At 65.4% G+C, this 22583-nt stretch carries 18 protein-coding genes and 1 riboswitch; of the genes, 8 read left to right on the top strand and 10 right to left on the bottom strand.

Annotated elements, in window-relative coordinates:
* Positions 1-7 precede the first annotated feature (7 nt).
* Complete coding sequence (locus AC1RKI_RS02700) at positions 8-826, top strand: acyl-CoA thioesterase (protein ID WP_492793951.1); 819 nt, start codon at positions 8-10, stop codon at positions 824-826.
* Positions 827-828: 2 nt separating this feature from the next.
* On the opposite strand, the gene AC1RKI_RS02695 is transcribed toward AC1RKI_RS02700, so the two are convergent.
* Positions 829-2109 carry a muropeptide transporter gene (locus AC1RKI_RS02695; protein WP_150980846.1) on the bottom strand — a complete coding sequence of 427 codons (1281 nt, stop codon included), beginning with the start codon at positions 2107-2109 and terminating at the stop codon, positions 829-831.
* Between the two features lie 116 nt (positions 2110-2225).
* Between AC1RKI_RS02695 and AC1RKI_RS02690 the strand changes: the two genes are divergently transcribed.
* Positions 2226-3194, top strand: a complete 969-nt coding sequence (locus AC1RKI_RS02690; protein WP_150980845.1) for a M48 family metallopeptidase — start codon at positions 2226-2228, stop codon at positions 3192-3194.
* A gap of 34 nt (positions 3195-3228) precedes the next feature.
* Here AC1RKI_RS02690 and argC read toward each other — a convergent pair whose 3' ends face one another.
* Together argC and AC1RKI_RS02680 are read right to left on the bottom strand one after the other, a co-directional pair.
* Complete coding sequence (argC, locus tag AC1RKI_RS02685) at positions 3229-4176, bottom strand: N-acetyl-gamma-glutamyl-phosphate reductase (RefSeq protein WP_061956269.1); 948 nt, start codon at positions 4174-4176, stop codon at positions 3229-3231.
* Positions 4177-4357: 181 nt separating this feature from the next.
* Positions 4358-5134, bottom strand: a complete 777-nt coding sequence (locus AC1RKI_RS02680) for an exodeoxyribonuclease III (RefSeq protein WP_061956267.1) — start codon at positions 5132-5134, stop codon at positions 4358-4360.
* A 30-nt stretch (positions 5135-5164) separates the two neighbouring features.
* On the opposite strand from AC1RKI_RS02680, the gene pyrE reads away from it, so the two are divergent.
* Together pyrE and AC1RKI_RS02670 are read left to right on the top strand one after the other, a co-directional pair.
* Positions 5165-5842, top strand: coding sequence for an orotate phosphoribosyltransferase (gene pyrE / locus AC1RKI_RS02675; protein ID WP_061956265.1), 678 nt, complete (start codon positions 5165-5167; stop codon positions 5840-5842).
* A 52-nt stretch (positions 5843-5894) separates the two neighbouring features.
* Positions 5895-7238 carry a DUF3734 domain-containing protein gene (locus AC1RKI_RS02670; RefSeq protein ID WP_492793954.1) on the top strand — a complete coding sequence of 448 codons (1344 nt, stop codon included), beginning with the start codon at positions 5895-5897 and terminating at the stop codon, positions 7236-7238.
* Between the two features lie 37 nt (positions 7239-7275).
* Here AC1RKI_RS02670 and AC1RKI_RS02665 read toward each other — a convergent pair whose 3' ends face one another.
* From AC1RKI_RS02665 to AC1RKI_RS02650, 4 genes are all read right to left on the bottom strand, one after another.
* On the bottom strand, positions 7276-8085 hold the full coding sequence (locus tag AC1RKI_RS02665) for a polyphosphate kinase 2 family protein (protein ID WP_061956261.1): 810 nt from the start codon (positions 8083-8085) through the stop codon (positions 7276-7278).
* A gap of 71 nt (positions 8086-8156) precedes the next feature.
* The gene (dapF, locus tag AC1RKI_RS02660; protein ID WP_492793956.1) at positions 8157-9023 is read right to left on the bottom strand and encodes a diaminopimelate epimerase; all 867 of its coding nucleotides are present in this window, start codon (positions 9021-9023) and stop codon (positions 8157-8159) included.
* A gap of 14 nt (positions 9024-9037) precedes the next feature.
* Positions 9038-9931: a lipid A biosynthesis lauroyl acyltransferase gene (locus tag AC1RKI_RS02655; protein WP_061956257.1), complete on the bottom strand. Its 894-nt coding sequence runs from the start codon at positions 9929-9931 to the stop codon at positions 9038-9040.
* The gene (locus AC1RKI_RS02650) at positions 9928-10824 is read right to left on the bottom strand and encodes a lysophospholipid acyltransferase family protein (RefSeq protein ID WP_150980842.1); all 897 of its coding nucleotides are present in this window, start codon (positions 10822-10824) and stop codon (positions 9928-9930) included. The genes AC1RKI_RS02655 and AC1RKI_RS02650 overlap by 4 nt, the downstream gene beginning before the upstream one ends.
* A 321-nt stretch (positions 10825-11145) precedes the next feature.
* Between AC1RKI_RS02650 and metK the strand changes: the two genes are divergently transcribed.
* Both metK and kdoO read left to right on the top strand, forming a co-directional pair.
* Positions 11146-12309 carry a methionine adenosyltransferase gene (gene metK, locus AC1RKI_RS02645; RefSeq protein ID WP_061956383.1) on the top strand — a complete coding sequence of 388 codons (1164 nt, stop codon included), beginning with the start codon at positions 11146-11148 and terminating at the stop codon, positions 12307-12309.
* A 131-nt stretch (positions 12310-12440) separates the two neighbouring features.
* A complete protein-coding gene (kdoO, locus tag AC1RKI_RS02640; RefSeq protein WP_492793959.1) occupies positions 12441-13328 on the top strand; it encodes a Kdo hydroxylase KdoO in 888 nt (295 codons plus the stop codon).
* 77 nt (positions 13329-13405) lie between these two features.
* Here kdoO and AC1RKI_RS02635 read toward each other — a convergent pair whose 3' ends face one another.
* The gene (locus AC1RKI_RS02635) at positions 13406-14848 is read right to left on the bottom strand and encodes a coniferyl aldehyde dehydrogenase (RefSeq protein ID WP_084003953.1); all 1443 of its coding nucleotides are present in this window, start codon (positions 14846-14848) and stop codon (positions 13406-13408) included.
* Between the two features lie 213 nt (positions 14849-15061).
* Between AC1RKI_RS02635 and AC1RKI_RS02630 the strand changes: the two genes are divergently transcribed.
* Positions 15062-16744, top strand: a complete 1683-nt coding sequence (locus AC1RKI_RS02630) for a GMC family oxidoreductase (protein ID WP_061956249.1) — start codon at positions 15062-15064, stop codon at positions 16742-16744.
* Positions 16745-16814: 70 nt separating this feature from the next.
* On the opposite strand, the gene AC1RKI_RS02625 is transcribed toward AC1RKI_RS02630, so the two are convergent.
* Entirely contained in the window at positions 16815-18356 is a 1542-nt protein-coding gene (locus tag AC1RKI_RS02625; protein ID WP_492793962.1) for a methyl-accepting chemotaxis protein, read from the bottom strand.
* A 168-nt stretch (positions 18357-18524) separates the two neighbouring features.
* Positions 18525-20210 (bottom strand): acyl-CoA dehydrogenase family protein, encoded by a 1686-nt coding sequence (locus AC1RKI_RS02620; RefSeq protein ID WP_492793964.1) that lies wholly within the window; start codon positions 20208-20210, stop codon positions 18525-18527.
* A 251-nt stretch (positions 20211-20461) separates the two neighbouring features.
* Positions 20462-20563, top strand: a riboswitch (TPP riboswitch).
* 118 nt (positions 20564-20681) lie between these two features.
* Between AC1RKI_RS02620 and thiC the strand changes: the two genes are divergently transcribed.
* Positions 20682-22559 (top strand): phosphomethylpyrimidine synthase ThiC, encoded by a 1878-nt coding sequence (gene thiC, locus AC1RKI_RS02615; protein ID WP_061956244.1) that lies wholly within the window; start codon positions 20682-20684, stop codon positions 22557-22559.
* Positions 22560-22583 lie beyond the last annotated feature (24 nt).

The raw sequence follows: 22583 nt of genomic DNA, 5'->3' as shown, positions 1-22583 counted from the left end.
TTTCGTCATGACGCAAGCGCCCCTGCATCCACTCGACCAGGCCGTAAGCCTGGAGCCCGCCGGCGACCACCGGTTCCTGGGCCATACCAGCCACGCCTACTGGAACATGATCGGCCCGTTTGGCGGAGCCACCGCAGCCGTCATGCTGCAGGCGGCGCTGATCCATCCGGAGCGGCTGGGCGACCCGAGCGCGCTGACGATCAACTTCGCCGGGCCGATTGCCGAGGGCGCGTTCGAAATCGTCGCGCGGCCGTCGCGCACCAACCGGTCGACCCAGCATTGGCATCTGGAACTGTTGCAGAACGGGGAGATCACCACCACGGGCAGTGCGGTATTCGCGGTGCGCCGCGAAACCTGGAACAGCGGCGAGGCCAGGATGCCGGCCGTGCCCGCCGCCGACACGCTGCCGCGCATGAGCGCGTTTGCGCCGGTGAAGTGGATTGGCAGCTACGATATGCGCGCGGTGCGCGGGGCCAAGCCCAATGTCGCGGCCGGCACCGAAAACCCCGATAGCCTGACCCAGTTCTGGATCCGCGACGAACCGGCGCGCACGCCCGATTACGTATCGGTCGCCGCCTGGTGCGATGCGTTCTATCCGCGCATCTTTCTCAAGCGCGCCGGCTTCGTGCCGGCGGGCACCGTGTCACTGACCACCTATTTCCATGCCGATGCGGCCACGCTCGCGGCGGTGGGCGATCGTCACGTGCTCGGATGCGCGCAGGCGCGGGTGTTCCGGCAGGGCTTTTTCGACCAGACCGCGGAGATCTGGAGTCCGGCCGGCGACCTGCTGGCCACCTCGCACCAGATCGTCTACTACAAGGAATGATCTCAGGCGGGGCGCGCCGCCGGTGTCTCGGCCGGTTCGCGCGCCTGCGCCTCGTAGCGGTCCACGGTGCTGCGCATCGCCCACAGCAGCGCCACGCCGGGCACCGCCGCCACCACGGTGCCGAGGTAGAACGGCGGCCAGCCCCACGCTTCCACCATATAGCCCGACGTCGGCCCCACGTACACGCGGCCGATCGACGCCAGCGCGGACAGAAGCGCGTATTGCGTGGCGGAGAAAGAGCGGTTGCACAGCGTCATCAACAGTGCCACAAAGGCCGCCGTGCCCATGCCGCCGCAGAGGTTTTCCACGGCGATGGTCGCGCCCATCGACCACAGGTGCGGCGGCGTCACCGCCAGGATCCAGTAGCCGAGGTTGGACACGGCCTGCAGGATGCCGAACAGCATCAGCGACCGGTAAAGGCCCAGGCGCACCATCAGCGATCCGCCGAACAGCGCGCCGATAATCGTCGCGGCCAGGCCCAGCGTCTTGTTGACGATGCCCACCTGGCCCGGATCGAAGCCCAGCCCGCGGATCAGGAATGCCGTCGACAGACTGCCGGCGAAGGCGTCGCCAAGCTTGTACAGCACGATCAGCAGCAGCAGCCACCATGCGCCCTGCCGGCCGAAGAAATCGCGCAGCGGCCCCAGCACCGCTTCCTCGAGCGAACGCGGCGCGCGCGCGGCGGCCTCCGGCTCCGGCGCCCAGAACAGCGTCAGCAATCCAACGCTCATCAGCGCGGCCATCAGCAGGTACATGCTGGACCAGCCCAGTACGCGATCCGCCAGATACAGGGCGAGCCCGCCGGACACCAGCATCGCCAGCCGATAGCCCAGCACCTTGACCGCCGCGCCGGCGCCGCGCTCGGCTGGCCGCAGCACGTCGGTGCTGTAGGCGTCGAACACGATGTCCTGCGAGGCCGAAAGGAACGCGACGAGCGCGGCCAGCGCGCCCAGCGCCCACAGCGCCTGATGGGGCGGGCAGAACGCCATCGCCGCAATGCCGGCCACCAGGCCAAGCTGCGTCAGCATCAGCCAGCCACGCCGCCGGCCCAGTAGCGGCGGCGTGTAGCGGTCCATCAGCGGGGCCCACAGGAACTTGAAGATGTAGGCTTGCCCGACCAGCGAGAAAAATCCGATGGTCTTGATGTCCAGGCCTTCCACCGTCATCCAGGCCTGCAAGGTGCCGGACGTCAGGGCCAGCGGCAATCCGGACGCAAAGCCGAGCGTCAGCATCGCGCCGATGCGGCGATTGCGAAAAATGTCGAGATAAGTGTGGAAATTCATGATGGGGTGGCGCCTGGGCTGGCGTGTATTATTGCATCACCGTTCGCGCCGCCTTGTGAACCGCCGCGAGTTCTTTCGCATCGACCCCTGCCGTGAATTCCATCGCACCCGAGACCATGCGTCAGTTCTGCTTGCGCGCCGCCCTGGCGGTTGCGATATGTGCCGCCGCGGCAGCCGCCAGTGCGCAGGAGCTGTCGCAGGTGGCCGCGCCCACCGATGGCGTGCAGCTGGCGCGGCGCGAATCGCGCGTGCGCGAGATTGTGCCGATGGCGGTCATCGACCAGCAGGCGGCGCGCGAATATGAACAGGTCAAGCAGGAAGCCATCGCCCGGCATACGCTGCTCGACGATTCCGATCCCCAGGTGCTGCGCCTGCGCGAGATCGGCGTCCGGCTGTTGCCGCAGACCGTGCTGTGGAATCCGCGCGCCGGCCGCTGGGCGTGGGAAATCAACGTGATTCGCGCCGATCAGGTCAACGCGTTTTGCATGCCGGGCGGCAAGATGGCCGTGTACACGGGTTTGCTGAACGACCTGAAACTTACCGACGACGAAGTGGCGATGGTGATGGGCCACGAGATCGCCCACGCGCTGGAAGAACATGCGCGCCAGCGCGCCGCGCAGGCCGAGATCTCCAATCTGGGCGCCAACGTGGTGTCGCAGCTGACCGGGTTTGGCAATCTGGGCAACATGGACATTGGATCGAACGCGAAGATGCTGTCGCTGCGTTTTTCGCGCCAGGAAGAAACCGAGGCGGACCTGATCGGCATGGACATCGCGTCGCGCGCCGGCTACGACCCGCGCGCGGCCATCACGCTGTGGCAGAAAATGGGCAAGTTCCTGCGGGCCGGCGACGAATTCTCGTCGACCCATCCGTCCGGACGCAGCCGCATTGCGGTGCTGGAAGCCCATATGAAGGAAGTGCTGCCGCTGTACGCCCGGGCGATGGAAATGCCGATGGAAAAGCTCTCGCCCTACCAGACCAACATGGCCAATCTTGGTGGCGCGCCGGTCGACAACGGCGACGACGACCAGCGCAAGCCGCTGAAGCTGGAAACCCCGGACGACAAAAAAGCCGGCTCGCAGTGAGCCGGCTTTTTTTCGTTGACCGCGGCGCGGCGGATCAGGCCTTCAGGCCAGCCGCCTCGTCGGCGCCAATGCGCACGTTCATGCACTGAACCGCTGCGCCGGCTGCGCCCTTGCCCAGGTTGTCCAGCCGCGCCACCAGATTCAGGCGTTCTTCATTGCCGAACACGAACAGGTCGACGCGATTGGTGTCGTTGCTGGCCTGCACATCGAAGAAACCATTGTCGAGGTTGGCATCGCTGTTGAACGGATGCACGCGCACGAACTGTTCGCCCTCGTAGTGCTTGCGATAGATGTCGAGAATGGCCTCGGCGTCGGCCTTGCGCGACAGCAGCGACGGATACACCGGCACCGTCACGGCCAGGCCCTTGAGGAAGTTGCCGACGATCGGGTTGAAGATCGGCGCCTGCGTCAGCCCGGCCTGCACGCGCATTTCCGGCAGGTGCTTGTGCGCCAGACCCAAGGCGTAGGGCCGCGGGCTCATCAGCTTCGGATTTCCGCCCGCTTCGAACTCGGCAATCATCGACTTGCCGCCGCCGCTGTAGCCGGTCAGCGAAAACGCCGTGACCGGGTAGTCGGCCGGCATCAGGCCCGCTTCCACCAGCGGGCGCACCGCCAGCACGAAGGCGCTGGCGTGGCAGCCCGGCACCGCGATGCGGTTGCTGGCGCGCACTTTGTCGCGCTGGCCGCGTGTCAGTTCCGGCAGGCCGTAGGCCCAGGCGTCCGAGGTACGGAACGCCGTGCTGGCGTCAATCACGCAGGTATCGGGATTGGTCACCAGCGACACGGCCTCGCGCGAGGCCACGTCCGGCAGGCACAGGAACGACACATCCGAGGCGTTCAGAAAGCGTGCTCGCTCCTGCGGGTCCTTGCGCTTGTCATCGGCAATGCGCAGCAGCTCCACATCGGAGCGGCCCGAGAGATAGTCAAGCAGCCGGAGACCGGTGGTGCCTTCCTGACCATCGACGAACACTTTGAAAACCATGGCGGACTCACTCTGAAAAATGCGAAAAATCGCCTGTCCGAACGGATGGCGAACCTGCATTGTAGCGAGGTTGAGGGCCGGACGCAGGGTTTACGCCAAAACCGCCCATTGCCGTCCGGCACGGTTCCAACCGGCCAAAAATCACCAGTCAGGGTAGTTTCGCCGCGTTACAAGCGCGGGCTTACAGGGGAAAGTCGTAGTCGATCGACAGTGGCGCGTGATCGCTGAACTTTTCGTCCTTGTAGATCGAGCAGACCTTGGCGGTTGCGGCGATCTTCGCGGTGGTCAGGTGGTAATCGATGCGCCACCCCACGTTCTTGGCATATGCCTGGCCGCGGTTGCTCCACCAGGTATATTGCTCGGGCCGGGGATCGAGCTGGCGAAACACATCCACATAGCCATGGTTGTCGAATAGCTCGCCAATCCATGCGCGCTCTTCGGGCAGGAAACCGGAATTCTTCAAGTTGCCCTTCCAGTTCTTGATGTCGATTTCCTTGTGCGCAATGTTCACATCTCCGCACAGGACGATTTCCCGGCCGCTGGCCTTCAACTGGAGCAGATGGGGCAGGAACGATTCCATGAAACGGAATTTCGCCTGCTGGCGCTCCTCGGAGCTGGACCCGGACGGCACATACACCGAAATCACGGCGAGGTGCGGATACTGCACCTCGACATAGCGGCCTTCCGCGTCGAATTCCGCGTTGCCGAAGCCCGTGATCACGCGCTCGGGCTTGTGGCGCGTGTACAGGCCCACGCCGCTGTAGCCCTTTTTCTCGGCGTAATGGAAATACCCGTGATACCCATGCGGCGCAAGGAATGCTTCGGTCATGTCGGCTTCCTGCGCCTTCAGTTCCTGTACGCAGACCATGTCCGCTTCCTGCTTGCCCATCCAGTCGAAAAAACCTTTCTTGGCGGCCGACCGGATGCCGTTGAGGTTGGCGCTGATAATCCGTAACATCTCGGGAAATTTTGAATTCAGAGAGTGAAAATGACGCAGCAGACCACGCCGGACGACCTTAGCCAGTCCTTTATTCGCTTTGCACTGGATGCGGGCGTGCTGTCTTTTGGCGAGTTCGTGACCAAGGCTGGCCGCAAGTCGCCGTATTTCTTCAACGCCGGCTTGTTCAACCAGGGCGCGATGCTGGGCCAGGTGGCGCAATTCTACGCGAAGACCCTGCTTGGCTCGGGCCTGCAGTTCGACGTGCTGTTCGGGCCGGCCTACAAGGGCATCACGCTCGCGTCGGCCACCGCGGTAGCGCTGGCGGGCATGGGGCGCGACGTCGGTTTTGCCTACAACCGCAAGGAAGCCAAGGACCATGGAGAAGGCGGCACGCTGGTGGGCGCCAAGCTCAGCGGCAAGGTTGTGATCGTAGATGACGTGATCTCGGCCGGTACTTCCGTGCGCGAGTCGATGCAGTTGATTCGCGCCGCCGGGGCAGAGCCGGCCGCAGTGCTGATCGCGCTCGATCGCATGGAAAAAAGCGGCACGGCCGACAACATCGGCACGCATTCCGCGGTCCAGGATGTGCAGCGCGAATACGGCGTGCCCGTGATCGCCATCGCCACGCTCAAGGATCTGCTGGCCTATCTCGATGCCTCGCAGGACCCGGCGCTCGGGAACTCTCGCGACGCTGTCGCTGCCTATCGTCAGAAGTACGGCGTCTGACGGCAAACACGGCCCCGCTCGGGGCCGTTTTCATTTCCAGGGGAGCAACGGCGTGGCGCAAAAGCGGCGGCAGGACCAGCAGGACCGGCAGGCGATCAAACGCGAGATTGGCGAGCAGGGCGCGCCGCCGCAGGATTCGGCGCCCGATGCGGCCACGCCGGCCAAGGCTCGCACGGCGTCGGCCGCCACGCGTGGCCGCCCGCCGCTCGAGCATTGCGCGGCGGATGAACCGGCACACGACGGCCCCGCGCATGAAGCCTATGCGATCCGCGCGTTGGTGTTGCAGGGCGGCGGTGCGCTTGGCTCGTATCAGGCCGGCGTCTATCAGGGGCTGGCGGAGGGCGGCATCCATCCGAACTGGATCGCGGGGATTTCGATCGGCGCGCTCAATGCGGCCGTAATCGCCGGCAATCCGCCCGAAACCCGCGTGGCACAACTGCGTGCGTTCTGGGAATACATCTGCGCGCAGCCGTGGCTGCCCGGCTTGCCGCTCGACCTGCTGACCGAGGCGGCGCCGTTGTGGCCGGAACCGATCCGCGTCTGGTTCGATGGCCTGAACGCCGCACGGGCGCTGGTGGAAGGCCAGCGCGGCTTTTTCACGCCGCGCGGCATCGCCGACCTGTGGGCGCGCGGCGAGGATCCGGCTCGCGCAAGCTACTACGACACCGCTCCGCTGAAGGCCACGCTCGAACGCTTTGTCGATTTCGACCGCATCAACCGGCCCAAGGAAATGCGCGTCTCGGTGGGCGCGGTCAATGTGCGCACCGGCAATTTCGCCTATTTCGACAATACCCGCATGACGCTGCGCGCCGAGCATTTCATGGCGTCGGGTGCGCTGCCGCCGGGATTTCCGGCGGTCGAAATCGACGGCGAGTATTACTGGGATGGCGGCCTGGTTTCGAACACGCCGTTGCAGGAAGTGCTGACCGCCCAGCCGCGCCGCGATGCGCTGATTTTCCAGGTGGATTTATGGAGCGCGCGCGGCAAGCTGCCGCATAACCTGCTGGATGTGGCCGAGCGTCAGAAAGACATCCAGTATTCGAGCCGCACCCGCGCGATTACCGATTACATGCGCGAACAGCAAAACTATCGCCGCATGTTGAGCGAGGTGATGGCGCTGGTGCCGCCGTCAAAACGCGACGATCCCTGGTACAAGCGCGCCGCCGATCATGCGTGCGACGCGCGCCGCAATGTCATCCAGCTGATTTATCGCGACAAGACTTTCGAGGGCAGCGCCAAGGATTATCAGTTTGGCGTGCTGACGATGCACGAGCACTGGTCCAGCGGGCTCGACGATATTCGCGACACGCTGAAACATCCGCATTGGCTGGCCATGCCGGGCGCCGAGCGGCCGTTCGTCACGCATGATGTGCATCGCGGCAACGGCGACACCTGAAGCCGCCGGCCGCCGCCGATCGCCTAATCGCCCCGCACTATTCGACCACCACTTTGGCCAGCGCAGGGTTGGGTGGGGGATATGCCGGCTTGATGGTGTCGAATACCGCCTTGAGGATTTCAGCCACCATCAGGTTGCGGTGGCTCTTGGAATCGGCCGGCACGATATACCAGGGGGCATCCGGCGTGGCGGTCGCGGCAATGGCGTCCTCGTATGCCTTCTGGTATTCCTTCCAGAACTTGCGCTCGGCCAGATCCTGCATGTCGAATTTCCAGTGTTTCTGTGGATCGGCAATGCGCTCTTCCAGCCGTTTTTTCTGCTCGTCCTTTGAAATGTGCAGAAAGCATTTGACGATGGTCGTGCCGGTTTCCACCAGCATTTGCTCGAATGCGCGGATCTGTTTGTAGCGGCGTTCGCATTCGCGCTCGTCGATCCAGCCGTGCACGCGCGTAATCAGCACGTCCTCGTAATGGCTGCGGTTGAAAATGGCGATTTCGCCTTTGCGCGGCACCTGGGCATGCACGCGCCACAAGTAGTCGTGCGCCAGTTCTTCGGGCGTGGGGGATTTGAAACTGGCCACGCGCACGCCGAGCGGATCGAAACTGCGAAATACCGAGCGCACGGTGCCATCCTTGCCGCTGGTATCCATGCCTTGCAACACGATCAGTAGCTTGTGCGTGTGCTCGGCGTAGAAAATATCCTGCAAGGCGTCGAGCTGGGTGCTCAGCTCGGTCAGATGGGCATTGTCGGAAGTCTTGTTGCCCGTGGACAGCGGCTTGCTGCCGGGGTCGAAGCTGGCAAGCTTGAATTGCTTGCCGGAGGTGATGCGGAAATCGTCCAGGGTCATGGGCTCTCCGGTGGCGGGTGGGGCACCCCGCATTCCACACGGCCCGCCAGATGGCGGGACAGGCCCCATGGTCAGGCAGGTAGCGCCGCGAGGTCAATAGACCCTTCGAACACGGTCGTCGCCGGACCGGTCATCTGCACGGACTGCCCCACGCCTTGCCACGCGATGCTCAGGTCGCCGCCGTGCGTGCACACTTTCACCGGCGAATCGAGCAGCCCGCGCCGGATGCCGGCCACCACCGCCGCGCATGCGCCGGTGCCGCAGGCCAGCGTTTCGCCAGCGCCGCGCTCGAACACGCGCAGGTTCACCGCATGGCGATCGACCACCTGCATGAAGCCCGCGTTGACGCGATTCGGAAACGACTTGTGATGCTCGATCACCGGGCCGTCCTGCAGCACGGGAAACTGCTCGACGTCGTCCACCACCTGCACCGCGTGCGGGTTGCCCATCGACACCGCGGAAATCCACTCGGTGCGGCCGTTGATTTCCAGGCCGTACAGCGTGTCGTCGCCCTCGACGCGGGTGGGCAGCCCTTCGGGCACGAACGGCACGCGCGCCGGGGTCAGTTCGGGCGCGCCCATGTCGACGGTGACCTGGCCGTCGTCCTGCAGCGTCAGCGTGATCACGCCATTCATGACTTCCACGCGCACCGAGCGCTTATCCGTCATACCTTTGTCGGTCACGAAGCGCACGAAGCAGCGCGCACCATTGCCGCAATGTTCGACTTCACCGCCATCCGAATTGAAAATGCGATAGCGGAAATCCACATCGTCGCGCGCCGATTTTTCGACGATCAGGATCTGGTCCGCGCCGATGCCGAAATGACGACTCGCCAGCGCGCGCCACTGCGCGTCGGTCAAATCGAGTTTCTGGTTGATGCCGTCCAGCACGATGAAATCGTTGCCGGCGCCGTGCATCTTGGTGAACTGGAGTTTCATGTCGACGATTGTAATCAGTAGATGTCGGGTTCGCCGGGCGGGCGATGCTTGAAGCGTTTGTGGACCCAGTAATAATCGGCCACGCGCGGGCGGATCGCTTCCTCGAAAAACGCATTCATGCGCCGCGTATCGTCGGTCACGCTGTCACCGGGGTAGTTCTCCCACGGCGGCAGAATGTGCAGCACATAGCCCTTGTAATCGGGCAACTGCTCGGTGAAGATCGGCACCACCTTGGCGCCGGCCAACCGCGCCAGGCGCGACACTGCGGTTAGCGTCAGCGCCTGCACGCCGAAGAACGGCACGAATTCCGAATCGCGTTCGCCAAAATCCATATCGGAAATCAGCTGCAGCGCCTCGCCTTTCTTGAGCACGCGGAGAATGTTGCGCACGCTGTCGTTACGCGAAATCATATTCGCGCCGAAGCGCCCGCGCGCCACCTTCAGGAAATCGTCGAACAGCTTGTTTTTCTGCACCGTATAAAGCGAGGCGCCGGACCGGCCGACGTTATCGCGCAGGTGCATCGTCAGGCGGATCGCGCCGGCTTCCAGCCCGGAAAGATGCAGCGTGACGAGTATATGGGGCGTGCCGTCCAGCGCGACCAGATTGGCCTGGTCATTAATTTGCACCAGGCGGCGCATCTTGGCTTCGTCGCTGGTCCAGAAAATGCCGCCTTCGGCAAAGCTGCGAAACACCTTGCGATAGGTCTCGCGCGCGAGCGCGTCGATTTCCTCTGCCGTGCGCTCGGGAAAGCACAGGCGCAGATTGGCGCGCACTACCTCGCGGCGGGGATTTGGAATGTGGTAGAGCAGGCCGCCCAGCGCCTCGCCAAAACGTGCAACAAATGGGTATGGGAGTTTTCCCAGCACCGTCAGCAGGCCGATGCCAAGCCAGGTAAATATGCGGCTCATTGGATATTGTCGTGGGATACCGCTTGCATGGCGGTCGGGGTCTCCGGCGGCAGTTCGGCGCCGGCCGGATGCTTGTAGCGGTTATATCCCCAAAGGTATTGCGTCGGATCGATCGCGATCAGATCTTCGATCGTCGCGTTGATCACGGCCGAGGCCGCGGCCGGGTCGTCCGGCAGCATGCCGCCGTCGCACAGTATGCGCAGATGGCCGCGATAGCCGGCACCGCGCGGCAGGCGCTCAGCGTAGACCATTACCACCGGCGCCCGGGTCAGTTGCTGCAGGCGGTGCACCAACGTCATCGAATAGGCGGGCGCGCCGAAGAACGGCGCCCAGGTGCCTTCGCCGCCGGTCGGCACCTGGTCGGGCAGGATGCCGGCGGCTTCGCCGCGCTTGAGCGCCTTGACCAGCATGCGCACGCCGCGCGGCGTGGCCGGCGCCATCGCCATGTTGGGCCGGGTGCGCATCCGTTCGACGAATTCGCGCAGCCACGGCTGATGCGGCGGCTTGAACATCGCCGTCACGCGGCGCAGGCGCGCGTAGGACAACGGCAGGACTTCGAAGCAGCCCAGGTGCGGCGTCAATACGATCACACCTTTGCCCGCGGCCTCCAGGCGCGCCAGTTCGGGCCAGAGGTGATCGTCGAAATTGTCGGTGCGGACGGTGATCGTCTTGCGGCTCCAGAAATACGGCATCTCCATGATCAACCGGCCGGCGTGGCGCGCGGCTTCGGCAAGCATGGCGTCGGTGGCGTCGGGAAAGGCGCGGCGGAAGTTTTCGGTGAGCCGCTGCCCGTAGCGGCCCGGCAGCCGCGCGGCCAACAGGCCCAGCGCGCCGCCGATGGCGTGCAGCGCCCGCAGGGGCAGCCGGGAGATGAGCCAGAAAAGAAAAGTCATGGCGACGTAAGGGACATTTATCCGGGGCAATACCAAACCAGAGCGCCGTGCGGCCCGGATTGTCCAGACCGGAAAGGCAGGCGCGCGGCCGATCGACCCGGGAACAGGTCTGCGCAACCCGGGGCAATCCGGAGTGTGGCTTTGCCATCATTGGCGCGCTGCAACGAACGCGGCAGCCGCGTATAATACCTGCCATCGCCGAGTTAACTGACAACTTGCGGGGCGATGCCGCTCTACCCGGGTGGCTTGAAAATACCGCTAAAGCGTCGCCGCACGATCTCGAAGGGTGGCACGCAATAGCCAATCTGGAGAAACTTGATCGTGTCGAACGATTTCCTCTTTACCTCGGAATCCGTTTCCGAAGGCCATCCCGATAAAGTCGCAGACCAAATTTCGGACGCTGTCCTCGACGCCATTCTGGCGCAGGACAAGTACGCGCGTGTGGCGGCCGAAACGCTTTGCAACACCGGTCTGGTGGTGCTGGCGGGCGAAATCACCACCACGGCCAACGTCGACTACATCCAGGTCGCACGCGACACCATCAAGCGCATCGGTTACGACAACACCGACTACGGCATCGACTACAAGGGTTGCGCCGTGCTGGTTGCGTATGACAAGCAATCGCCGGACATCGCCCAGGGCGTCGACCGCGCCTCGGACGACTACCTGAACCAGGGTGCGGGCGACCAGGGCCTGATGTTCGGCTACGCCTGCGACGAAACCCCGGAACTGATGCCGTTCCCGATCTACTACGCGCACCGCCTGGTCGAGCGCCAGTCGCAACTGCGCCGCGACGGCCGCCTGCCCTGGCTGCGCCCGGACGCCAAGTCGCAGGTGACGGTTCGCTACGTGGACGGCCGTCCGCATAGCGTGGACACCGTGGTGCTGTCGACGCAACACGCGCCGGACATCTCGCAGGCACAGATCCGCGAAGCCGTGATCGAAGAGATCATCAAGCCTGTGCTGCCGGCCGACATGCTCAAGGAAACCAAGTACCTGGTGAATCCGACCGGCCGTTTCGTGATCGGTGGCCCGCAGGGCGACTGCGGCCTGACCGGCCGCAAGATCATCGTCGACACCTACGGCGGCGCATCGCCGCATGGCGGCGGCGCGTTCTCGGGCAAGGATCCGTCCAAGGTTGACCGCTCGGCGGCCTACGCCGCACGCTACGTGGCCAAGAACGTGGTGGCCGCCGGCCTGGCGCGCCAGTGCCAGGTGCAGGTGAGCTACGCGATCGGCGTGGCCCGTCCGATCAACGTCACCGTGTACACGGAAGGCACCGGCAAGATCTCGGACGCGAAGATCGCCGAACTGGTGCAGGAGCATTTCGACCTGCGTCCGAAGGGCATCGTCCAGATGCTGGACCTGCTGCGCCCGATCTACGAGAAGAGCGCCGCCTACGGTCACTTTGGCCGTGAAGAGCCGGAGTTCTCGTGGGAAGCCACCGACAAGGCGGCCGCCCTGCGCGCCGCGGCCGGCCTGTAAGCTTCGCCCGCATTGACGGAAAACCCCGCCGGTCCGACGGACCGCGCGGGGTTTTTTGTTGACGGCGCGCCAGCGGAGCCTGGCGTGCATGCGGGTAGAATCCGGGCAGACCGATTTCACGCAAAACCGCCATGGCCCTGGACCTGATCCGCACCCAGCCGTACACCGACTGGTCTCCCGAGGTATCGCCCGAAACGCGCGCCACACTGCGGCGCGAGCTGGAGCAGGGCGCCGTGCTGTATTTCCCCAACCTGCATTTCCACTTCCAGGCCGGCGAGGAACGGTTTCTCGATTCGCGCTATTCGGACGGCAAATCCAAGAACATCAACCTACGCGCCAACGAGCATGCGGTGCGCGGCGCGGCGGGCAGCCAGCAGGACCTGACCGATCTGTACAACCTGATCCGCCGCTATGCCGAATCGAGCGAGGCGCTGATTCGCGCGCTGCTGCCGGAATACCTGCCGCACATGACGCGCGCGGGCACGTCGCTGCGGCCGAGCGAGATTGCCGGACGCCCGGTAAGCTGGCGCAAGGACGACACGCGCCTGCACGTCGATGCCTTTCCGTCCAATCCGATGCTGGGCAAGCGCCTGCTGCGCGTGTTCCACAACATCGATCCGCAAGCGCCGCGCGTCTGGCGCGTGGGCGAGCCGTTTGCCGATTTCGCGCAACGCTTCGTGCCCAAAACCCATGGCATGTGGCCCGGCCAGGCCTGGCTGATGAAGACGCTGCACATCACCAAGCGCAAGCGCAGCGAATACGATCACCGCATGCTGCAGTTGCACGATCTGGCCAAGGCGGACCTCGATTACCAGAAGACGGTGCCGCAGCAGGAATTCCATTTCCCGCCCGGCGCCACGTGGATCGTGTTCAGCGACCAGCTGTTGCACGCGGCGATGCGCGGGCGCGCGATGATGGAGCAGACGATCTATCTTGATCCGGCCGCCATCTCCGACCGCACCCATTCTCCGGAAGCGGTGCTGTCGCGCATGCTGGGCAAGCCGATGCTGGCCGCCTGAGGCGGTTCTTGCCTCCAGCCCGGCCGCATGTGCCGCATGGGCGCCACGCGCCGCAAGTGGCGCAGGCGGCCGGCGATTCAGCGCATCAGCATCTTCAGCATCGATTCGAACCGTTTGCCGTAGGGCGGTTTCAGCAGCCCCGCGCCATTCAGGCCGGCTTGATGGAACACCGGCTTGAGCTTAGAGAACGTCTCGAAACCAGCCTCGCCGTGATACACGCCCATGCCGCTCGGGCCGACGCCGCCAAACGGCAGGTCGTCCTGGGCGATATGGAACAGCGTGTCGTTGACGGTTACGCCACCGGCCACGGTCTGCCGCATCACGCGATCGACCACATCGCCGCGCTTGTCGAACACATAGAGCGCCAGCGGGCGCGGGCGCGCATTGACGAAGGCGATCGCCTCGTCCACGGTGCGATACGTCACCACGGGCAGGACCGGTCCGAAGATTTCCTCCTGCATCGCCCGGACATCATCGGGCACATCGGTCAGCAACACGGGCGGCAGACGGCGCGCGGCGGCGTCCGGCGCGGCGTCGGTCAGCGGCACGACGCGCGCGCCGGCCGCGCCTGCGGCGTCGATCATCGACACCAGACGGTCAAAGTGACGTGGGCTGATGATGCTGGTGTAGTCGGCATTGCGCGCGATATCGGGATAGAGTCGGCCGGCCACGCGCCGCGCGGCGTCCACGAAGCGGTCGCGCTGCTCGGCTTGCACCATCACGTAGTCCGGCGCGATGCAGGTCTGCCCGGCGTTGAGCAGTTTGCCGACCAGAATGCGTTCGACGGCGCGCTCGAAATCGGCGCCGGGCCCCACGATCGCCGGCGACTTGCCGCCCAGCTCCAGCGTCACCGGCGTCAGGTTGGCCGCCGCGGCCTTCATCACGTGATGGCCGACGTTGGTCGATCCCGTGAACAGCAGATGGTCGAAGGGCAGCGCGCTGAAGACCGCAGCCACCTCCGCATCGCCATTGACCACGGCCACTTCGTCCGGCGCAAACGTCGCCTGCACCAGTTGCGCGAACAGTTCGGAAAAGCGCGGTGTGTATTCCGACAGCTTCACCATCGCGCGATTGCCGGCCACCAGCGCGCCGGTCAGCGGCCCGATGGTCAGATAGAGCGGGTAATTCCAGGGCACCACGATGCCGATCACGCCCAGCGGCTGCGGCATCAGACGCGATTTGCCCGGCTTGAACCACAGGCCCGTGCGGGCGCGACGCACGCGCATCCAGCGCTTGCCATGCCGCAGTGCGTCATCGATACCGGCCAGGCTGGGAAACACTTCCAGCAGCGCGGTTTCCTGACGCGGCCGATTCGTGAAATCGGCGTTGATGGCCGCGGCGATCGCTTCGTGGTGATCGCGCACCAGCCGCTTGAGCCGGCGCAGCCGGTCGGCGCGCACATCCCACGTCGGCGATTGGTCGTGACGTGACGCGGCGCGCATGGCGTCGAACACCGTGGACATGGCGGGCACTTCTCTCATTGGCTGTCTCCTTGCCGGCTTCTGCTTTTCATGGGCCATCGCGCACCATAAGGCACGGCGCACGTTATCGCAATGGAGCGCCGCTCTCAAACGCGCGGCGCAGCTGCGCGCAGTGCCGTCCGCCCCGGCGACGCCGTGCTCCGCTTCACCAGCCCCCCGGCAGCGCCTACACTGGATTTTCGCGGCAGCCATGCGTCGGGAATCGCCAGGGCTGTGCGGCACGGGCCCGGCGCCCGGCGTGCGAGGAGACAGATGGAAACGACTTTCGACTATCTCGTGGTGGGCGCCGGATCGGCCGGCTGCGCGCTGGCGGGACGCCTGGCCGATAGCGGCAACGACACGATCGCGTTGCTGGAAACCGGTGCGCACGATCATCATGTGCTGGTGCGCACACCTGCCGGATGCGCGGCGATGCTGCCGCGCGCCGGGGCGCGCAACTACGGTTACCAGACCGTGCCGCAGCCCGGCCTGGGCGGGCGCCGCGGCTACCAGCCACGCGGCCGCGGACTGGGCGGCTCGTCGTCGATCAACGCGATGATCTACATGCGCGGGCGTCCCAGCGATTACGACGGCTGGGCGGCACACGGCTGCGACGGCTGGTCGTGGGACGACGTGCTGCCGTATTTCCGTCGCGCCGAATGCAACGAACGCGTGGCTGGCCATGACGACGATCCGCTGCACGGCGGCACCGGCCCGTTGCATGTTTGCGATCCGCGTACGCCGAATCCATTCGGTCAGTATTTCATCGAGGCCGCGCAGCGCGCCGGCATCGTGCGCAACGACGATTTCAATGGCGACGAACAGGAAGGCGTGGGCTGGTATCAGGTCACGCAGCACAGCGGCGAGCGCTGGAACGCCGCGCGCGCCTACCTGCATGGCGGCAATGCGCGCGATCGCCGCAGCAACGGCGGGCGCAATCACTTGCATGTGATGACCGGCACGCAGGTGCTGCGCATCCTGTTTGAAAAACGCCGCGCGGTGGGCGTGCTGGCCTGGCGCGACGGACGCGAAATCGTGCTGCGTGCGCGGCGCGAAGTTATCGTCAGCGCCGGGACATTCGGATCGCCGCAATTGCTGATGGTGTCAGGCGTGGGGCCGGCCGATCATCTGCGCGCGCATGGCATCGCCGTGGTGCACGATCTGCCGGGCGTCGGCGGCAATCTGCAGGATCACCTCGACATCGTGCTGCACAAGCGCGCAGCGGACGCGGGCTTGTTCGGCCTCTCGCTGCCCGGCGCGTGGCGGCTGCTCGGCGAATATCTGCGGTATCGGCGCGACCGCACGGGCATGCTGGCGTCCAATTTCGCCGAAGCGGGCGCCTTTGTGCGCAGCCGCGCCGAGCTGGCGGAGCCCGACCTGCAGTTGCACTTCGTGGTCGGCATGGCCGACGACCACATGCGCCGCATCCACTTCGGGCACGGCTACTCGTGTCATGTTTGCGTGCTGCGCCCGCGTAGCCGCGGCGAGGTGCGGCTGGCGAGCGCCGACATGCGCGCGGCGCCGCAGATCGATCCGCGCTTCCTGTCCGATCCGCGCGATCTGGACGACATGCTGGCCGGCCTGCGCATCGTGCGCGCGATCCTCGCGCAGACGCCGCTGGCCACGTTCGGCGGACGCGAACTATATTCGAACGGCTTGCGCCTCGATGGCAGCGATGACGACGCGGCGCGCGCGCTGATCCGCGCTCACGCCGATTCGATCTATCACCCGGTGGGCACCTGCCGCATGGGCATGGATGCGCTGGCCGTGGTCGATCCGCAATTGCGCGTGCGCGGCGTGGAGGGCCTGCGCGTGGTCGATGCATCGATCATGCCGACACTGATCGGCGGCAATACCAACGCGCCAGCCATCATGATCGGCGAGCGCGCCCACGACCTGATCCGCTACGCGCCGCACGTGACGCTGCGCATTCGCGAGACTGTGGCGGCCGAATAGTTCGATCCGGCCGAACAGTTCGAACAGGCCGGCGCGGCGTGTGCCACACACGCCGCGCCGGCCGCGTGCATCACCCGCGCATCTGGAACTGGCTCACCATCTCGCGCAGCTTGCCTGCCTGTTCGTCCAGCGATTGCGCGGCGGCGGCCGCTTCTTCCACCAGCGCGGCGTTCTGCTGCGTCACCTGATCCATCTGCCCCACGGCGTGGCCGACCTGTTCGATGCCGGCGCTTTGTTCCTGCGACGCCGCGGAGATTTCGGCGATGATGTCGGACACGCGCTTCACGGCCTGGCGGATATGGGTCATCGTGTCGCCCACACCCTGCGCCTGTGCCGACCCGGTGCGCACCGTGTCCACCGATGTCTCGATCAGTTCCTTGATTTCCTTGGCCGCGCTCGACGAGCGCTGCGCCAGGCTGCGCACTTCACCGGCCACCACCGCAAAACCACGCCCCTGTTCGCCCGCACGAGCCGCTTCCACGGCGGCATTGAGCGCGAGGATGTTGGTCTGGAAAGCGATGCCCTCGATCAGGTTGGTGATTTCGGCAATGCGCTCCGAGCTGCTGCTGATGGCGCCCATCGTATCGACCATCTGCTGCACCGACTGATTGCCCTCGTCGGCCACCTGCGCCGCGTTGGACGCGAGCGACGACGCCTGGCGCGCGTTCTCGGCGTTCTGACGCACGGTGGCGGTGAGCTGTTCCATGCTCGATGCGGTTTCTTCCAGCGATGCGGCTTGCTGTTCGGTGCGCGTCGACAGATCGACGTTGCCCGCGGCGATCTGCGCGGCGGCCACCCCGACCGAATCGGTCGAGCGGCGCACTTCGCGCAGCGTGCCGGCCACACGCTCGATCAGCGCATTGAACGACTGCGCGGTCAGGCCGATTTCATCGAGCCGGTCCACCGGCGCGCGGTGATCGAGATCGAGCGACTGGCTCACATGTTCGAGCGTGCCCTGGATTTCCGCGAGGCTGCCGCGGATGCGCCGATAGAGCCCGAGGGCCATGAACGCGGTGATCGCCACGGCCAGCACGATGACGACCGAAAACACCCGCACCGACGTCTGGTATTGCGCCTTGTTGTGCGCCACGGCCTCCTCGCCGAGCTTGGTGTTGTATTCCAGGTGATCGTCGAGCGCCTTGCGCACGGCGCTCGACGCCTGGTGCACCTCGCCGCTGGTCAGCATTTTCTGCGTGGCGGCGAAGTCGCTGTTGCGCGAGCGTTCCAGGAAGGCGGGAAATTGATCGCGATACACCTTCATGGCCGCGCGATCCGCTTCGAGCATCTTGCGGTCGGTGTCGTCGGACAGATCGTCGCGTTCGTACTTGGCCAGCAGTTCATCGAAGCGCTTGTTGGCCTTGTCGAGCAGCGCCTCGGCATCGGCCTTGGCGCCGATATCGTCGGTCATCGCATGGCGATACAGCGCCACGCGCACGTTGGCCAGCGCGCTGCTGACATTGTTGAGATCGCGCACGCTGCCGAGCGTGTTGTCGTTGAAGTATTCGAAGCGCGCTTCCGACTGGGTCATCTGCCAGATACCACCTAGGCCGACAAACAACAGGGCGAACAACGCAAGGGACAGCGTGAGGAGCAGACGTTTGCTGATATTCATGGGGGGCTTACGGCGCACGTTGGTTGGCGCGCGCCGCCGATTGTGACGACTTGGTTCGCAGGCGGGCGGGAGCCCGTCGCCACAACGTTTACGGCAGCGGCGATATCCCCTGAAGGTGGGGGATAGCGATGCAGCCGTTGCTGTGCGATTGCCGCACAGTTTTGCGTGTCAGGCCGGCCAGGCAGCTTCGGCGATGCGCGCCAAAGTGCCGACATCGGCATCCAGCGTGCCGAACACGCGCCCATGCTGCCGCCCCAACCGGCTGGCAACAAAGTGGCTGGCCGATGTCGGGTCGGCATGCGCGATCATCAGCGCGGCCTGCGCGGTCAGCACCAGACCTTGTGCAAAGCGGCGCGCGTTGGCTTCGAGCGTGTCGGCCGGTGCATGCAGCATCGCTTGCAGCGACGCCAGCTCCGCGCGCACCGCCGCGTCGCCGTTCGACAGCCGCGCGAGGTCCTGCAGGATGCGCAGGCCATCGTCGGGATTGCGTTGCAGCGCGCGCAGCACGTCCAGGCACATGATGTTGCCCGAGCCTTCCCAGATCGAATTCACCGGCGCTTCGCGGTACAGCCGCGCCATCGGTCCTTCCTCGACATAGCCGTTGCCGCCCCAGACTTCCATCGCCTCGCCGGTGGCTTCGAGCGCACGCTTGCAGATCCAGAACTTGGCGGCCGGCGTCATCACGCGCTTCCACGCGGCCGCCAGTGGATCGTCGTCGGCGTGCTCGAAGGCGTTGGCCAGCGCCATCATCATCTGCGTGGCCGCGGCCGATTCCAGCGCCAGATCGGCCAGCACGTTGCGCATCAGCGGCTGGTCCGCCAGCAGCCTGCCAAACGCCATGCGGTGGCGCGCGTGATGCAGCGCCTGCACCAGTGCGGCGCGCAGCAGCGCCGCGCTGCCGATCACGCAGTCGAGGCGCGTATTGGTGGCCATCTCGATGATGGTGGGAATGCCGCGGCCTTCCTCGCCGATCAGGATGCCCGTGGCGCCACGGAATTCCACCTCGCTGCTGGAATTGGAGCGGTTGCCAAGCTTGTCCTTGAGGCGCTGGATCAGGATCGGATTCTTGCTGCCGTCGTCACGAAAACGCGGCACGAAGAAGCACGACAGCGGGCCATCGGCGGCGCCCATGCGTGCCACCACCAGATGCGCGTCGCACATCGGCGCCGAGAAAAACCACTTGTGGCCGGTCAGCGCGTACTCCGCACCGCGCCCCTCGCCGCGCAGCGGAGTGGCCACGGTGGTGTTGGCGCGCACATCGGAGCCGCCTTGTTTTTCGGTCATGCCCATGCCGATCATCACCGCGCTCTTGTCGCGCCACGGCAGGTCGCGCGCGTCGTGCTCGGTGGAAAACAGGCGCGCCTCGAGATCGCGGAACAGCGCCGGCTCGTGACGCATCACCGGAATGCTGGCGAAGGTCATCGTGGTGGGGCACAGCGATCCCGATTCGACCTGGGCCTGCAGGAAATAGCCGGCCGCGCGTGCGCCCCATGCACCCGCGCGCGGCTGCGCAAACGGCAGCGCCTGCAATTGCTGACTGCGCAGCAACGCCAGCAGGTTGTGCCAGGCCGGGTGGAACTGCACCTGGTCGATGCGCTCACCAGTGCGGCTGTGCGTGTGCAGTTCAGGGGTGAGACGGTTGGCGTCGGCGGCCCACGCCTGCACTTCCGGTTCGCCCAGCCGCGCGCCGTAGCGCGACAGCGCGTCGCTATGCCAGCCGCCGCCAACCCGGTCGAGCGCGGCGCGCAGGGCCGGATCGCTGTCGAACAGGTTGTAGTAGGCCAGGTCGGGCACCTGATTGAAGACGCGATGCGTCTGCGCGCTTTCGACGTCGGCGGCGGGCGTGGCGGTCATGGCATCTCCTGGGGCGGCGCTGCGGGCCGCTGTTGGCACATGGAACTACCGGTGCCGGCCATGGTACGGCAACTCCCGCGTTCAAAACATCGGTGCATGTCCCCGGCGCGCGACCCGCCTCCAAGTGTCGGCGCGCACACATCGCGCGCGTCGTGCAGTGCAGCACGATCGCTTCGATACCGGCATGCACGACTGTTGCGACAGAATTTTGGGTAGCGCTGGTCGGGCCCATGTGCTTAAATTCAGCCCGTTGGATGAAACAGGGGTGCCGTCCGGATGGGCCGGGCGGCTGAGAGAGTCCCTTCGAACCCGATCCGGCTAGTACCGGCGTGGGAAGTTTCAAACAGAACCGAATTGCTCTTGTCCCCCGGGTCTTCCGCATCCAGAGGACGCCGCCACCGGCGCCGCCGCGCTGGCGGGCTCACAGGGCTCCTGGTTTCGTCCATCCCCGCAAGAGAGAGGACGACACCCATGGCCCGTACTGCCCCCGCCGCATCTTTCGAATCGCTCGAAAGCGATCTCGACCAGAAGTTTGCCTATCCGGCTTCCAGCAAGACCTACATCACGGGCAGCCGCCCGGATATCCGCGTGCCGCTGCGCACGATCCTGCAAACCGCCACGCGCACCGACAAGGGCGAAATGGCGAATCCGCCGATCCCGGTCTATGACACCTCGGGTCCGTACAGCGACCCCGACGTGCACATCGATCTCAAGGCCGGCCTGCCGCCCGTGCGCGCCAAATGGATCGAGGAACGCAACGACACCGAGGTGCTGCCCGGCCTGTCGTCGGAATACGGCCTGGCGCGCGCCAAGGATCCCGCCACCGCACACCTGCGCTTTGCCCAACTGACCAACCCGCGCCGCGCCAAGGCCGGCGCCAACGTGTCGCAGATGCACTACGCACGCCGCGGCATCATCACGCCCGAGATGGAATACGTGGCGCTGCGCGAATCGCTGAACCTGCAGGCGCTGTACGACAAGCCCGAGTACAAGGCGCTGCTGCGCCAGCATCCGGGCAACGCGCTGGGCGCGTCGCTGCCGCTGCGTCCGGAAGACATGACGCCGGAATTCGTGCGCCGCGAAGTGGCCGCCGGCCGCGCCATCATTCCCGCCAACATCAACCACACGGAACTGGAGCCGATGGCCATCGGCCGCAACTTCCGCGTGAAGATCAACGGCAACCTGGGCAATTCGGCGGTCACGTCGTCGCTGGCCGAGGAAGTGGAAAAGATGGTGTGGTCGATCCGCTGGGGCGCCGACACCATCATGGACCTGTCCACCGGCAAGCACATCCACGAAACGCGCGAATGGATCCTGCGCAATTCGCCGGTGCCGATCGGCACGGTGCCGATCTACCAGGCGCTGGACAAGACCGGCGGCATCGCCGAGGACCTGACCTGGGAAATGTTCCGCGACACGCTGATCGAGCAGGCCGAGCAGGGCGTGGACTACTTCACGATCCACGCCGGCGTGCTGCTGCGCTATGTGCCGCTGACGGCCGACCGCGTGACCGGCATCGTGTCGCGCGGCGGCTCGATCATGGCCAAGTGGTGCCTGGCCCATCACAAGGAAAACTTCCTCTATACGCACTTCGACGAGATCTGCGAAATCATGAAGGCGTACGACGTGTCGTTCAGCCTGGGCGACGGCCTGCGGCCGGGCTGCATCGCCGATTCGAACGATGACGCGCAATTCGGCGAGCTGCGCACGCTGGGCGAACTGACCGCCAAGGCGTGGAAGCACGACGTGCAGGTGATGATCGAAGGTCCGGGCCACGTGCCGCTGCAGCGCATCCAGGCCAACATGGACGAGGAGCTCAAGCACTGCTACGAAGCGCCGTTCTATACGCTGGGGCCGCTGGTCACGGACATCGCGCCGGGCTACGACCACATCACCAGCGGCATCGGCGCGGCCAACATCGGCTGGATGGGCACGGCCATGCTGTGCTACGTCACGCCGAAGGAGCATCTGGGGCTGCCCGACAAGGAAGACGTGCGCGAGGGCATCATCACCTACAAGATCGCCGCGCATGCCGCCGATCTGGCCAAAGGCTGGCCGGGTGCGCAGCTGCGCGATAATGCGCTGTCCAAGGCACGCTTCGAATTCCGCTGGGAAGACCAGTTCAATCTCGGCCTCGATCCGGAACGCGCACGGTCTTTCCACGATGCGACGCTGCCGGCCGAAGGCGCCAAGATCGCCCACTTCTGCTCGATGTGCGGGCCGAAGTTCTGCTCGATGAAGATCACCCAGGAAGTGCGCGACTACGCGGCGTCGTTGCCCGATGCGCAGCGCGGCATGGAGGAGAAGTCGATCGAGTTCGTGAAGTCGGGCGCCAAGATCTATTCGTAAGCCGTACCTTGCAGGACGGGCGCC

Source organism: Cupriavidus sp. GW822-FHT06G04 (assembly GCF_058799075.1).
Note: the sequence above shows the minus strand (reverse complement) of the source record. Positions and strands in the feature narration are given on the sequence as shown.